We start from the raw sequence: 13,612 nt of genomic DNA on the forward strand, positions 1-13,612 counted from the left end.
GAATTCGAACAGGTTCTAGTCGAGTACGTCGTGCCGGACGATGGTCTGATCCCGGCCGGGACCCACGCCGATGCAAGAAATCCTGGCGCCGGACAGCTCCTCCAAACGCAACACGTACGCCTGGGCGTTGGCAGGCAGCTCCTCGAAGGTGCGCGCGCCGGAAATGTCCTCCCACCAACCGGGCATTTGCTCGAAAATCGGCTTCGCGTGATGGAATTCGGTCTGCGTGGTCGGCATCTGCTCGACTCGCTCGCCGTCGATCTCATAGGCGACGCAGATCGGCACCGTCTCGAGACTGGATAGAACGTCCAGTTTGGTGAGGAAGTAGTCGGTGATGCCGTTGACCCGGGTGGCGTAGCGCGCGATCACCGCGTCGAACCAGCCGCAGCGGCGGGCGCGCCCGGTGGTGACACCGACCTCGCCGCCGGTCTTGGCCAGGTAGGCGCCGAACTCGTCGAACAGCTCGGTCGGGAACGGTCCGGAACCGACCCGGGTGGTGTAGGACTTCAGGATGCCGAGCACCGTGTTGATCTTGTTCGGTCCGATGCCCGCGCCGACCGCCGCGCCGCCCGAGGTCGGGTTCGACGACGTGACGTACGGGTAGGTGCCGTGGTCGACGTCGAGCAGGGTGCCCTGCGAACCCTCCAGCAGCACCGTCTCACCACGCTCGAGCGCGAGGTTCAGCTTCAGCCTGGTGTCGGCGATCCGGTGCTTGAAGCTGTCCGCCTGGGTCAGCACCTCGTCCACCACCTGCTGCGGATCCAGCGCGCGGCGGTTGTAGATCTTGACAAGCACCTGGTTCTTGAACTCGAGCGCCGCCTCGACCTTCTGGGTGAGGATCTTCTCGTCAAGCACGTCCGCGACGCGCACGCCGACGCGCGCCACCTTGTCCTGGTAGCACGGCCCGATCCCGCGGCCGGTGGTGCCGATCTTCTTGTTGCCGAGGAAACGTTCGGTGACCTTATCGATGGCCACGTGGTACGGCATGATCAAGTGCGCGTCGGCCGAGAGCAGCAGCCCGGAGGTGTCGACGCCCCGCTGCTCCAGCCCCGCCAGCTCGTCCAGCAGCACGCCGGGATCCACGACGACACCGTTGCCGATGACATTCGTCACGCCCGGGGTCAGGATGCCGGAGGGGATCAGGTGCAGGGCGAAGTTGTCGCCGTTGGGCAGCACCACGGTGTGACCCGCGTTGTTGCCGCCCTGGTACCGGACCACCCAGTTCACCCGACCACCGAGCAGATCGGTTGCTTTGCCCTTCCCCTCGTCGCCCCACTGGGCGCCGATCAGGACGATTGCCGGCATGGTCGTGTCTCCTACGGTTCGACAGGCAACACTGGTGTGTTGCAGCTACCTGCCGTACTGAGGCGGTGGCCGGAAGCACAGTCTAGCCGACCCGTCCCCGGCGGCATCGCAGCGCATCTCGTCGTAGGCTCGACAACCGTGTGGTCGCGGCCGGGCAGGGCTAAGGTTGCACGGCACGCCGAGCGGCAGCGCGGCGGGCACGGGCGAGCCGCGGCTCGGGTTCGCCCGCCAATGGCGAGGGGCCCGACGGTGTCGGCTCGAACCGAGGAGGGTGTACGGCAGCTTGAGTACCCATGTTCTCCGCTGCGACGGCGCCCCCGTACCCATCGCGCTCGCGGCGCTGCCGACCACCCAGACGGCCGCCATCCCCGATCCCGCCGTGATCGACGAGTTGCTTCCCGTGCTGGCCGCCGACAGCCTGCCGCGCCTGATCGTGCTGGGTGAGGACGCCGCGCTGGCCGCGGTGCTCACCCATCTGATGCGCACCGAGCGCCTGCACGTGGAGATCGGTTACGTGCCGGTCGAGAAGACCTACGCCGCACGCGCCTACCAGACCGGCACCGGCAACGCCGCCGCCAAGCGCGCCATCGGAGGCAGCGCCGTCGAGACGCCACTGGTTCGCGACGACACCGGCAAGGTGCTCGCGGGCCGGGCGGTGATCACCGGCATCGGCGGCGAGCGGCTCGAGGGTGAGGCTTATGTCGACGACACCCTGCTGTTCTCCGGTGACGTGACGGCCATGCTCGTCTCGCCGTGCCTCGAACCGCCCGGGGTGCGGGCGGCCGTGCGGCGAAGGTTCCGCAAACGGCGCTGGGTCGAGGGGCGAGCGGCGCAGCTCGGCACGCCAGGCGCCATCGTGACCAGGGACGGCGTCCGCACCGATCGCCCGGTGCCGCGCTCGAGTTTCTACCGCCATCACGAACCCTGGCTGCTGGTGCGATGAGTTTCCCGACCAACCGCAGAGCGCGTGCGGTCCGGCCGAGCCCGGTGTTCCTGCTCGTGGTGGTCGTGACCGCGGTCGGCGGCGCGCTGGCCTGGGACGCCCCGCTGGACTCCACCAGAGCCAAGGCCGGTGTGTTCGTCCTCGTGGTCTTCGGCTGGGTGGTCTCGCTGTGCCTGCACGAGTTCGCGCACGCGTACTCGGCGTGGCGCGCGGGTGATCGCGAAGTGGAGTTGCGCGGCTATCTGACGCTCAACCCACTGAAGTACAGCCATCCGCTGCTGTCGATCGTGTTGCCGATGGTGTTCATCGCGCTCGGCGGGATCGGCTTGCCCGGCGGCGCGGTCTACGTGCACACGCACAATGTCGCGCCGCGCACGCAGCGGATCATCAGCGGCGCGGGGCCCGCCGTGAACGCGTTGTGCGCGGTGTTGCTGCTGGCGGCCGTCCGGATCTGGGGCAGCTCGGCCACTCATCCCGCGTTCTGGTTCGGCGTCAGTTTCCTTGCCTTCCTGCAGATCACGGCGACTCTGCTGAATCTGATCCCGCTGCCGGGACTGGACGGCTACGGCATCGTCGAGCCGTCGCTGAGCTACCAGACCCGGCGCTCGCTCGACCAGTTCAAGCCGTTCGGCATGTTGATCCTGTTCGCGCTGCTGTTCACGCCCGCGATCAATCAGGTGTTCTTCGACGCGGTGTACGCGCTGTTCGAACTGTCCGGTGTTCCGTCGAATTGGTCGCGCTACGGCGGCTACCTGACTCGGTTCTGGACCTGATCTCCGGCGACTCGCCGTACACGTGGGCGCGGGACCGCCCGGTCGGGTTGCCGGGCGGCCCCGCTTCTTCGCCGCTTCCGATCCGCCCCCCTTCCGGCTGCCACACCCCTTGGCCGGAAGGTCCTTTCGTCCACGTGCGAAGTGGTCGACCGCGATACCCCGCGACTCGCGGTCACATCGCAAAACTACGGCGGGATGACGCGCGGAACCCGAGTAGCGGACTACCCGAAGATCGAACTTCCGGCGCGCCGCACCGGAATCGGACCACGGTGGCAGGCAAGAATGTCCGAATACCGCTGAGTAGTAGGGCTTCAGACCTCGGGCCGCACGTAGGGGTTCTTGACCGTCGGCGGCAGCAGGGCAATCGCCGAGATACGTTGCACGCCGCACACCTGCATCAGGTCTACCAGCGTCGAACGTACCTGCGCGAAGACGACGTGCGCCGAAAGGCCCGCGCCGGTTACCAGTTCCGGGCGCGCGCCCTTCGCGACCGAGCGCAGTACGCGGGCCGCCTCGGCGCGGTCGGGTTGGTCGCCGGGGTCGGCCAGCATCATCCGGCGCACCACGTCGACGGCCTGGCCCAGGCGCTCCACCTCGTCGATCAAACCGGGGTGGAGGATTTCGTCGTCGCGCACCAGAGTCAGCGAGCGCCGCAACAGGACTCGGGTGTTGCGGATGGCGTTGTCCAGCGGATCCGCCGTGGCTCTGATGCGTTCGAGCCGGGGACGGGAGTTCCAGTACAACGGCGAGATCCGGCTGATCTCGCGGCCGCCTTCCAGGGTGGCGCGCAAGGAGTCGATCTGCGGCTGAGTGGCGCGCATCGCGGTGAGCGCGCGGTGCACCTTCTCCGGATCCTGTTCGAGCAGTCCGTCGGCGCATTCGGTGATCGATCTGCCCATCACGGCGAGGATGTCCCCGGCGAGCGTCCGCGCCCTGCGCACGGGATGCAGGGGGATCGCGGCGACCACCACCACGCCGACCAGTCCGCCGACCAAGGCGTCGATCATGCGGGAGAGACCGCCGCCCGCCGAGGGCGGCAGCAACGTGGCGACCAGCACGGCGGAGCCCGCCGCCTGCACGGTGATGACCGGACCGCCGTCCAGGAACACCGCCGCGGCCATGGCGACCGCGACCACCAGCGCGATCTGCCATATGCCGGTGCCCGCGTGGGAGATGAACAGATCGCCGATGCCGATGCCGACCGCAACCCCGACCACCAGTTCCACCGAGCGACGCAGCCGCGCGCCGAAGGAGATGCCCATCGACACCACGGCGGCCGTCGGCGCGAAGAACGGCAGCGCGTGGCCGATGACGTGATGCGCGAGGAACCAGGCCAGCGCGGCGCCGACCGAACACTGGATGATCGGCAGCGCCGACCGGCGCAGCCGCGCCCACGAGGTGCGTAGCCTCGCCATGCCGCTCGCGCGGGCCACGCCGAAGCGGGACATCGGGTCGAACGCACCCGTCACCCGGCCGCTACCTACCATCGAATCGCTACGCGGTGCTCCGATCACTACGACTCAGTCGAGGCCCAGCTCCGCGGCCGCCTGAGGGTCGCAGTCTTCCAGCAGATCGAGGCAGCGAGCGTACTCGTCGGTCTCGCCGATCACCTTGGCGGCGCGGGCCAGCGCGCCGACGCTGCGCAGGAAGCCGCGATTGGGTTCGTGGCTCCACGGCACGGGACCGAAGCCCTTCCAGCCGTTGCGGCGCAGTAGATCGAGGCCGCGGTGGTAGCCGGTGCGGGCGAACGCGTACGCGGCCACGATGTCGTGGTTGACCGCCTCGTCCTGGGCTTCGCCACGAGACAGCGCCGCCTCGGCGAGGTGCGCCCAGGCGATCGAGGCGGCCGGGTGCTCGGCCGCCACCCGCACCGGATCGGCGCCGTCGAGGAGCGCGTCCTCGGCGTCGGAGAGTTCTGGTAGCAATACCGGTTGCGGTCCGAGCAGGTCACCGAACGAGGTCATGCGGTTCATTGTGCACCGCACGACGGTTTGCTCGACAGGCGACCGCCTCGCCTCCTCGCGTCACGGCGTAGGCCGAACACGGAGGTCAGGTGACGGGCCGGCATTCGTTCGGCTCGACGTGGGCTGATGCCGGACCTCGCCGGGCCGCGCCCATTAGGCTGGCCGTCGAGTTCAAACAGTTCCGCTTAGCGAGGGGTGTGCGTGTCCGACCCGAACGACGAGAAGAGCACGGCGCGAGACAGCGCCGGACCGGCCGACGCTGCCGGGGCCGACGCACGCCCCGAGGCCGCCACCGAACGTATCCCCGCCTCGGGCAAAAGCGGTTCCGCTTCGTCGGCTGCCCCCACCGAGCGCATCGCCAAGGCGCAGCGACCGGGTGCGACGCCGTCCGGCGGCGCCGCAGCAGCCGCCTCGGATGCTTCCGCGGCGAGATCGAAGGCCGGCGCGGGCACCGGTAGTCCAGCCCCTGGCGGCCAACCGAAACAGGCTCCCGGTGGCGGTCCGGTCCCCGGGAAGGACGCGAACACAGCCAAGGCGGGCACGAAACCGGCCAACGGTCCAGCGAGCGGTACGAACTCACCGGCTTCCAATGCGAGCGGCTCCGCACCCGCGGGTCCCGCGCCACAGGTTTCGACGCAGTCCGGAGCGTCCGGCGGTCCGAAGACCCCTGGCAACCAGGCGAATGCCACCAACCGGCCCGCAGCCGCGAGCCCCCGAGCGGCCGGGACCCCGGCTGGGTCCAACGCGACCAGTGGGACCAGCGCCGAAAGCACATCTGCCGCCGGTCCCTCGAGCGCGGCGAAGGCCGCTGGGGCGGCGTCAGCAGGCGGTACCGGTAAGCCGAACCCTCCTGCTTCTTCCGCGCCGTCCCCGGCGGGGCAACCAGCCGCGAAACCACCTGCGGGGCAAGTCGCAGCCAGCCGGAACACACCGCCGCCCTCCGGCCCGACCGCATCGAACGCACCCGGCACCAAAGGCACAGCGCCTTCTGGACCGGCGAACACCCCGGCAGGGAAACCCGGCGGCGCACCAGCACCCAATGGCCCGGCCGCATCGAACCCGCCCGGCACCAAAGGCACAGCCCCTTCCGGACCGGCGAACACCCCGGCAGGGAAACCCGGCGGCGCACCAGCACCCAATGGCCCGGCCGCATCGAACGCACCCGGCACCAAAGGCACAGCCCCTTCCGGACCAGCGAACACCCCAGGGAAAATCGGCAGCACACCAACGCCCTCCGCCCCGGCCGCATCGAACACGCCCGGCACCAAAGGCACTGCTCCATCTGGACCGGCGAACACCCCAGGGAAAATCGGCAGCACACCAACGCCCTCCGCCCCGGCCGCATCGAACACGCCCGGCACCAGAGACACAGCTCGTCCCAGACCGGCGAACAGCCCGGCAGGGAAGGTGGGCGGCGCACCGGCACCCTCCGGGCCAGGCACATCCAGCTCACGCCCAGCATCGGGCACCGATGCGGAAACGGCCGCGCCCGAGCGCGAGTCCGCGCCGGAGACCGGCGGTAGCGCCTCGAAGCCTGGTTCCGCTCCGGACCAGTCGCGCACCGTGGTGATCAAACGGGATCAGCTTCCGTCCGGTGCGGCCCCCGCGAGTGGGTCCGCTTCGAAAGACGCACCGGCGCAGCCGGATCGACCAGCGACGGACAAGGCACCCGCCTCCGGCGCGAAGGCAGGACCGGCGGCCGCCTCGAAGAACGCGGCGACGGCCGAGACGACCCCGGGTACGCCGCCCGACACCGCCGGTGCCTCTACTCCGCCCGGTGGCAAGCCTGAGGCCGAGACCACCGCGATCCCGGGGGGCGGCGAATCCGCGACCGTCGTGATACGCAAGCCGTCGGCCGGACCGGCTCCCGCGCCGGAGCGGACCGGCGAATCCACCCCAGCCGAGGCGCAGAACCCGCCCGGTTCGGATGACGTGACGATGGCGATGCCGGTGGTCGGCCTGGACGACGCGAAGACCGTCGCGTTGCCCATCCAGCGCCCCGGCGACGGCGGCAGGCCGGGCACCGATCGCGTGGTCACTCCACCGGCGGGTCCGGTACCGGTCACCAAGCCGCCGAGCACGCCGCGTCCGGCTCCCGGTCCCAAACAGCCCGGCCCGCACGGCCCTGCCGCGCCGCCGCAGCACGGACCCGGCGTCGAGGACACCCGCCCGTCGCCGCAGCGTCCCGGCGGCAGACCGCGACAGGTGGCGACCGCGCCGTCCCCCGCGGACGTCCAGCAGACCGTGCCCGCGCAGTCGATGGGGGGTCCGCGTGCGCCGCAGACCCGGCCCGTCGCGCCGCCGCAACGGATCCCCCCTGCTTCGCAGGCCGCCGGTGCGACCGCCACCGGTCCCACTCGGCCCGATCGACGGCTGATCGTGCTCGGCGCGGCGGCCGTGGCGGTGATCGCGCTCATCGCGGTGATCGTGTCGCTTGTCACGATGTCCGGCGACGACTCCCCCGAGGCTCAGGTGCGCAGCGCCATCACCAGCTACACCGACGCGCTGAAGAGCGGCGATCTGGACGCGCTGCGCTCCACCACCTGCGGTCCGCTGCACGACTTCTATCAGGGCATTCCGAGCGACCAGTTCGCCGGCGTGCACAAATTGTCGATGGAACGCAAGAACATCCCGGTGGTGGACAGCATCGACGCCATCCGCATCACCGACGCCACCGCCATCGCCCAGGCCACGGTGTACACCGAGGCCGACCCGGCGAAGCGGTCCGCACGCACCTTCGACCTGCAGCGCACGGACGACGGATGGAAGGTCTGCGATCCGCCCTCCAGCAGCCAGTAACCACCTGGCGGCGTGATAGCCGCCACGCATCGATGCCGGTCACGCACGTCACACTCACCTGGTCAATGGTCCGGTCCGGCAGTAGCATGGCCGGGATCATGAGCAGGGAGCAGACGATGGCGCGGCCGGATATCGATGTCGTCCCGGTGACGCCGATCGGACAGCGATTCCGGGTGCGTGACCACTACGAGGTCGGCCGGGAGAAGGTCCGGGAATTCGCCCGCGCGGTACAGAACCACCACGCGGCGCACCAGCACGAAGCCGACGCACGCGCGCTCGGGTATCCCGGGCTCATCGCGCCGCCGACCTTCGCCTCGGTGATCGGGATGACCGGGACCAGGGCGCTGCTCGACACGGTGCTCACCGAGTACGACCTCTCCCAGTTCCTGCAGACCGATCAGGTCTTCGAGATCTACCGCCCGATCCTGGCCGGCGACCGGATGCGTAGCGAGATCGTCATCGAATCGATCCGCCAGTTCGGCGACAACGACTTCATCTTGGTGCGCTTCACCCTGAGCAACCAGCACGGCGAGGTCGCCATCGTCGGGTCGACCACGATCGTCGCGCGCCGCGGAGCCGAGGTCGACGACACGCTCGACGACATCGTCGAGAACGTCATGATGCACGGGCGCCCGGTCGAATCCCGGAGTACCGACCCCGCGCACAACGATGTGCTGGTTTCGCTCGGCGTCAGCCCGTTGGTGGAGCCGGTCGAGCACGAGTCCACGCCCGTGCACACGCTGCCCGCCTTCGATGAGCTCGCTCCTGGCGATCAGCTGCCCGACCGTGCGTTCCAGCTGACCCGCGGCGACCTGGCGAACTACGCGGGCGTGTCCGGCGACGCCAATCCGATCCACTTCAGCGACCACGCCGCACAGCTGGCCGGGCTGCCGACGGTGGTCGCGCACGGCATGCTGACCATGGGCTTGGCGGGCGACTATCTCACCTCGTGGCTGGGCGATCCCACCGCGATCCAGAAGTTCAGCGTGCGCTTCTCCGGCTTCGTTCCGGTCGCCGCCGACGCGGCGGGCACGGTGGAGTTCACCGGCCGGATCAAGTCGCTGGACGCCGCCGCGCGCACCGCGACCATCCTGCTCGGCGGCTCGTCCGAGGGTCGCAAGCTGTTCGGTCGCGCGCTGGCCGAGGTCCGGCTCCGCTGACCCGAGCGGCTCACTCGCCGACGACCGAGTGCATCAGGTACACGTTGTAGTCACTCCAGGTCGACATGGTGAAGTACAGATCCGTACCCGAAGACCACGGGTGGATGAAGCCTCCGTACAGCTCCGGATAGCTCAGCGCCGACACCGTCGGCGTGCTCTCCGACCACACGCCCTGCGGTGTGTCCGCCTCGCGTACGACCAGCGCCGCCTTCGTCGTGTCCAGATAGCTCATCTGCCAGACCTCGCGGGCGGCGTCGTAGCGGACCGACAGTTCACCGACAGGACCGTCCACGATCGGCGTGGCCGAGCCGAAGCCACCGACGGGGGTCCAGGCGCCATCCCGCCAATACTGGTAGGCGGTGGTGTTGAGCAGCTGGTCCTCGGGCACCCGAGCCAGGCCCACCGCGCCCAGGCGGGTGTTGGGCGTGCCGAACATGTAGACGTAACCCCCGTGCGGCACCATCGCGCTCACCTGGAAATTCGCCAGCCCGAAGATGTTGTCCCAGCGCGCGTGCGGGTCCTTCGTCCAGGTCTGGCCGTGATCGTCGGAGTAGGCGATGCCGCCGTAGTTGGTGAAGAACGTGCCGGGCAGGCTGTTCCAGGTCCGAATGGACATATAGCTCAGATACTGTCGCTCGCCCAGCGCGAAACCCGAGGTGGGAATGGTGGTGACCTCGACATTGTCGAGTTTGCGGCTGGAGAGCACCTCGGCCGCGTGGCAGCGGTCGTCGGTCACCATGCGGTCGAAGGTCACCCCGTCGGCGAGATCCCGGTCGGTGCTGAAGGCGAGGACGTTGCTGCGCCAATCCAGCCCCATGCCGCCCGGCGGATGGAAGCCGCGCCCGACGGTGTCGCCGAACGCGGTCGCGATCTCGCCCGGTGCGCTCTCCCACATGATGCCGAGGTCGGTGCCGTCCACCTGCCAGCGTTTGTCGGTGCGGTTCACCGAGTTCGCGCCGGTCAGCTTCGCCACCTCGCGAGCTGGGCCGAGCCGCGGCGCGGGGCGAGCCGGTGACTGCGCCGCAGGCTCGATCGGCGGCCGCACCGGCGCGGGTGGTGGGGGCACCTGACCGGGGTCCGGGCCGGGGCCGGGGATCGCGAAGTGGAACGGTTTGGGATTGAGCAGGATTTCGGGGATCCCGAGCTGTCCGGCGAGACTCGGTGGCGCGCCGGGCAGATCGGTGAGATCCGGGCAGGGATTCGCGCAGGGATCCGGCGGGAGCTCCATCCGCGTTCGCTTCGGCGCGGATTCCGGCAGCTGTGGCGGGAGCACGGTGATCACCGGATAGGGAATCGGCACCTCCAGCGTTTTCGGCACCAAAGGCTCGTGGGTCGCCACCGGGTCGGTCGCGCACGGACCCACTCCCGCGAGAGGGCCCGCCGCTTCGGGCGCGGCGGCCGCAGGCCCGTCGGCGTAGACGAGCATTCCCGCGCCGACCACGATCGCACCGACCGCGGCGAGCATTCGCATCGCCATAGCAACCCCTCGAAATCCTTTGCGGACACGAATCTTGCGAGGACGAACCAGCGGAACGACCCTACCCCGTTCGCCTTTCGAAGGCTGTCAGAACGACACGCCTAATAAATAGGACGAAATTGCTTCATTTGCAAGGTGAAACGCCCTGGATTTGCTAGCGTCCATTTCGCGACGACTCCAGTCGGGGAGAGTGGCCGCCCGGAGCGGACTCCGCGCCTAGTTCGAACCCTTTGCCGCCGAGCATGTTCCATCATGCCCGGCCCCGACCAAGAACGGATCACATGAAGAACACACTCCTGCGCGCCGTGCTCGGCATCGGCTCCGCCGGTTTGCTCGCCACCGCCGTTGTCACCCTCGGGTCGCCCGTCGCGGCGGCAGATCCACTCACCGAACTGCTCTGCGGCTCCGGATCCGCCCAGTTCTGCCAACCGCACGCGGCACCGCCGCAAACTCCGCCGCAGCCGAGCAATCCACCGGCCCCGAACAATCCGCCGCCGCCGAACAACCTGCCACCGCAAGCGCCCCTGGGTCCCTACTACAAGAACTGCACGGAGGTCCGCAACGCCGGTAAGGCCCCACTGCGGCGCGGACAGCCGGGCTACGCCCCCCACCTGGACCGGGACAACGACGGAATCGCTTGCGAGTGAGGCGCGCCGGACGCTTCGGGAGCAGGATGGAGACGTGACCAAGTCAGTTCTCCGCGTCGCACCCGCGATCGGGGCGGCGCTGCTGGCGGCCGGAGCGTGCGCGCTCGTGCCGTCGGCGGCGTCCGCCGTCCCGCCCCCGGCCGCCGCGATCGCCGGACCGCACGACGACCATCCGATCCCGCACAACCGGACCGGGCCGAAGGGGGACAGCGAGCGACCCGAAGAACCCGCCGAGCGGTCGCCGAAGATCTACACCGACTGCGACCAGGTGCGCGCCGAGGGCGCCGGGCCGCTGTACCGCGGGCAGCCCGGCTTCAACGCCCAGCTGGACCGGGACGGCGACGGGATCGCCTGCGACTAGTGCAGCGCCTGGAAGGTCAGGATCGTCGCGCCGATCCGGATCAGGTCGCCGTCGGCGAGCAGCACGCCGCTGTCGATCGCGTCGTCGTTGACGTAGACGCCGTTGGCCGAATGCAGATCCTTGATGAGCAGACCGGAGCGACTCGGCATGATGTGCGCGTGGTAGCGGCTGGCCCGAGGGTCCTCCAGCACCAAGTCGTTGTCGGTCATCCGCCCGATACGCAGGCCGCCCTGCGCGATCGCCACCACGCGACCGTCCGGCATCCGCAGCTGACCGCTGCGCACCGCACGCGGCACCTCGGTGACCGTCTCGGTCATCGCCGCGGCCAGGCGCTCGACCTGCCGGAGTTCGACCGTGCTCAGCGGCTCCTGCCGCAGCACGCGCTGCTCCAGGTCGATCAGCGCCGGCCCCGGGTCGATGCCGAGCTCGTCGGCGAGCACGCCGCGCACCTTCCGGCACGCCTCCAGCGCGTCCGCCTGCCGTCCGGACAGATACAGCGCGGTGATCAACTGGCCCCACAGCGGTTCGCGCAACGGGTGCTCGTTGGTCATCGCCACCAGCTCGCCGATCACCGAGGACGCTCGCCCGCAAGCGATCTCGGCGTCGATCCGGGCCGCCGCGGCCAGTAACCGCTCTTCGTCCATGGCGGTGGCGAACCCGTCGGCGAACTGCAATCCGGCCAGATCGGCCAGCGCCCGGCCGCTCCACTCGCGCAGCGCGGAGCCGAACAGCTGCGCCGCCCCGGCGTGATCACCCGCCTCGGCGGCACGGGCGCCCGCCTCCCGGGCCGCTTCGAAACGTCCCAGATCGCACGCGGTCTCGTCGATCTCCAACCGATAGCCCGACGACTCGGTGCGCAGCACCGTCGCCGGGTCCACCCCGGAATTACGCAGCGCCTTGCGGATGTTGGAGACGAAGACCTGCAGGCTGGCGGCATAGGCGTCGGGCGGTTCCTCGTTCCACACCAGATCGGCGAGCGCGGCCGACGACACCGCGCGCCGCCGATTCACCGTGAGCGCGGCGAGCAGAGCTCGCGGTTTGGGCCCGCCGACGGCCACCGGTTCACCACCGACGAGCAGCCGCACGGGCCCGAGCACGCGCACATCCAAACTCATGTGCACCAAGCCCCTGACGGGTGTATCAGGGTCAGGCGCTGATCGAGCGTCCGGCCGAGTGCAGGTCGTTGCACGCCTCCACCACACGCGCCGACATCGACGCCTCGGCCTTCTTCAGGTAGCTGCGCGGGTCGTAGGCCTTCTTGTTGCCCACTTCGCCGTCGATCTTCAGCACGCCGTCGTAGTTGGCGAACATGTGCCCGGCGACCGGCCGGGTGAACGCGTACTGGGTGTCGGTGTCGACGTTCATCTTCACCACGCCGAAGCGCAGCGAGTCCTCGATCTCGGACTTCAGCGAGCCCGAACCGCCGTGGAAGACGAAGTCGAACGGCTGCGCGTCGGCGCCGAGGCCGAGCTTGGCCGCCGCGACGCGCTGGCCCTCGGCGAGCACCTCGGGCTTGAGCACCACGTTGCCCGGCTTGTACACGCCGTGCACGTTGCCGAAGGTGGCCGCGAGCAGGTACTTGCCGTTCTCGCCCGCGCCGAGGGCGTCGATGGTCTTCTGGAAGTCCTCCGGCGAGGTGTAGAGCTTCTCGTTGATCTCGGCCTCGACGCCGTCCTCCTCACCGCCGACGACACCGATCTCGACCTCGAGAATGATGTTCGCGGCGTGGGTGGCCTTCAACAGCTCCTTGGCGATCTCGAGGTTCTCGTCGATCGGAATCGCGGAACCGTCCCACATGTGCGACTGGAACAGCGGGTTCTGGCCGGCGTTGACCCGCTCCTGGGAGATCGCCAGCAGTGGACGGACGAAAGAGTCCAGTTTGTCCTTCGGGCAGTGGTCGGTGTGCAGCGCGATGGTCACGTCGTACCTGGCCGCGACCACGTGCGCGAACTCGGCCAGCGCCACCGCGCCCGTGACCATGTCCTTCACACCCTGGCCGGAGCCGAATTCCGCGCCGCCGGTGGAGAACTGGATGATGCCGTCGCTGCCCGCGTCCGCGAAACCCTTGATGGCCGCGTTGATCGTCTCCGACGACGTGCAGTTGATGGCCGGGAATGCGAAGGAATTGGCTTTGGCCCGACCGAGCATCTCGGCGTAGACCTCCGGAGTCGCGATGGGCACTG

Annotated in this window: 12 protein-coding genes; 6 read left to right on the forward strand and 6 right to left on the reverse strand. The window is 69.4% G+C overall.

Annotated elements, in window-relative coordinates; translation table 11 throughout:
• Positions 1–15: 15 nt before the first annotated feature.
• Entirely contained in the window at positions 16–1,305 is a 1,290-nt protein-coding gene (locus tag ABZ824_RS09675) for an adenylosuccinate synthase (protein WP_355071542.1), read from the reverse strand.
• Positions 1,306–1,588: 283 nt separating this feature from the next.
• On the opposite strand from ABZ824_RS09675, the gene ABZ824_RS09680 reads away from it, so the two are divergent.
• On the forward strand, positions 1,589–2,248 hold the full coding sequence (locus tag ABZ824_RS09680; RefSeq protein WP_355071541.1) for a hypothetical protein: 660 nt from the start codon (positions 1,589–1,591) through the stop codon (positions 2,246–2,248).
• Positions 2,245–3,021 (forward strand): site-2 protease family protein, encoded by a 777-nt coding sequence (locus tag ABZ824_RS09685; protein ID WP_356962829.1) that lies wholly within the window; start codon positions 2,245–2,247, stop codon positions 3,019–3,021. Before ABZ824_RS09680 ends, ABZ824_RS09685 begins: the two co-directional genes overlap by 4 nt.
• A 311-nt stretch (positions 3,022–3,332) precedes the next feature.
• Here the strand turns inward: ABZ824_RS09685 and ABZ824_RS09690 are convergent, their stop codons facing one another.
• Both ABZ824_RS09690 and ABZ824_RS09695 read right to left on the reverse strand, forming a co-directional pair.
• The gene (locus ABZ824_RS09690) at positions 3,333–4,469 is read right to left on the reverse strand and encodes an FUSC family protein (protein ID WP_355072111.1); all 1,137 of its coding nucleotides are present in this window, start codon (positions 4,467–4,469) and stop codon (positions 3,333–3,335) included.
• A 72-nt stretch (positions 4,470–4,541) separates the two neighbouring features.
• Entirely contained in the window at positions 4,542–4,985 is a 444-nt protein-coding gene (locus tag ABZ824_RS09695) for a DUF3151 domain-containing protein (protein ID WP_355071537.1), read from the reverse strand.
• A gap of 1,563 nt (positions 4,986–6,548) precedes the next feature.
• Between ABZ824_RS09695 and ABZ824_RS09700 the strand changes: the two genes are divergently transcribed.
• Positions 6,549–7,784 carry a hypothetical protein gene (locus tag ABZ824_RS09700; protein ID WP_356962830.1) on the forward strand — a complete coding sequence of 412 codons (1,236 nt, stop codon included), beginning with the start codon at positions 6,549–6,551 and terminating at the stop codon, positions 7,782–7,784.
• Between the two features lie 98 nt (positions 7,785–7,882).
• Positions 7,883–8,944, forward strand: a complete 1,062-nt coding sequence (locus tag ABZ824_RS09705) for a fused (3R)-hydroxyacyl-ACP dehydratase subunits HadA/HadB (protein ID WP_356962832.1) — start codon at positions 7,883–7,885, stop codon at positions 8,942–8,944.
• A gap of 10 nt (positions 8,945–8,954) precedes the next feature.
• Here the strand turns inward: ABZ824_RS09705 and ABZ824_RS09710 are convergent, their stop codons facing one another.
• On the reverse strand, positions 8,955–10,421 hold the full coding sequence (locus ABZ824_RS09710) for a DUF4185 domain-containing protein (protein ID WP_356962834.1): 1,467 nt from the start codon (positions 10,419–10,421) through the stop codon (positions 8,955–8,957).
• Between the two features lie 281 nt (positions 10,422–10,702).
• Here ABZ824_RS09710 and ABZ824_RS09715 point away from each other — a divergent pair, with 281 nt between their 5' ends.
• Both ABZ824_RS09715 and ABZ824_RS09720 read left to right on the forward strand, forming a co-directional pair.
• A complete protein-coding gene (locus tag ABZ824_RS09715; RefSeq protein ID WP_356962836.1) occupies positions 10,703–11,068 on the forward strand; it encodes an excalibur calcium-binding domain-containing protein in 366 nt (121 codons plus the stop codon).
• Positions 11,069–11,102: 34 nt separating this feature from the next.
• A complete protein-coding gene (locus ABZ824_RS09720; protein ID WP_356962838.1) occupies positions 11,103–11,429 on the forward strand; it encodes an excalibur calcium-binding domain-containing protein in 327 nt (108 codons plus the stop codon).
• Here ABZ824_RS09720 and ABZ824_RS09725 read toward each other — a convergent pair.
• Together ABZ824_RS09725 and fbaA are read right to left on the reverse strand one after the other, a co-directional pair.
• A complete protein-coding gene (locus ABZ824_RS09725) occupies positions 11,426–12,544 on the reverse strand; it encodes a BTAD domain-containing putative transcriptional regulator (RefSeq protein ID WP_355071526.1) in 1,119 nt (372 codons plus the stop codon). The genes ABZ824_RS09720 and ABZ824_RS09725 overlap by 4 nt on opposite strands.
• Positions 12,545–12,575: 31 nt before the next feature.
• Positions 12,576–13,610 (reverse strand): class II fructose-bisphosphate aldolase, encoded by a 1,035-nt coding sequence (gene fbaA, locus ABZ824_RS09730; RefSeq protein WP_355071525.1) that lies wholly within the window; start codon positions 13,608–13,610, stop codon positions 12,576–12,578.
• Positions 13,611–13,612 lie beyond the last annotated feature (2 nt).

Origin of the sequence: Nocardia sp. NPDC047038, assembly GCF_040644075.1 — a bacterium.
Classification (GTDB): domain Bacteria; phylum Actinomycetota; class Actinomycetes; order Mycobacteriales; family Mycobacteriaceae; genus Nocardia; species Nocardia sichangensis.

Excerpts from the sequence above, each read along its gene's own strand:
- ABZ824_RS09705 (WP_356962832.1), top strand. The coding sequence starts at position 7,883 with ATGAGCAGGGAGCAGACGATGGCGCGGCCGGATATCGATGTCGTCCCG.
- ABZ824_RS09715 (WP_356962836.1), top strand. The coding sequence starts at position 10,703 with ATGAAGAACACACTCCTGCGCGCCGTGCTCGGCATCGGCTCCGCCGGT.
- ABZ824_RS09685 (WP_356962829.1), top strand. The coding sequence starts at position 2,245 with ATGAGTTTCCCGACCAACCGCAGAGCGCGTGCGGTCCGGCCGAGCCCG.
- ABZ824_RS09695 (WP_355071537.1), bottom strand. The coding sequence starts at position 4,985 with ATGACCTCGTTCGGTGACCTGCTCGGACCGCAACCGGTATTGCTACCA.
- ABZ824_RS09690 (WP_355072111.1), bottom strand. The coding sequence starts at position 4,469 with ATGTCCCGCTTCGGCGTGGCCCGCGCGAGCGGCATGGCGAGGCTACGC.
- ABZ824_RS09675 (WP_355071542.1), bottom strand. The coding sequence starts at position 1,305 with ATGCCGGCAATCGTCCTGATCGGCGCCCAGTGGGGCGACGAGGGGAAG.
- ABZ824_RS09710 (WP_356962834.1), bottom strand. The coding sequence starts at position 10,421 with ATGGCGATGCGAATGCTCGCCGCGGTCGGTGCGATCGTGGTCGGCGCG.
- ABZ824_RS09725 (WP_355071526.1), bottom strand. The coding sequence starts at position 12,544 with ATGAGTTTGGATGTGCGCGTGCTCGGGCCCGTGCGGCTGCTCGTCGGT.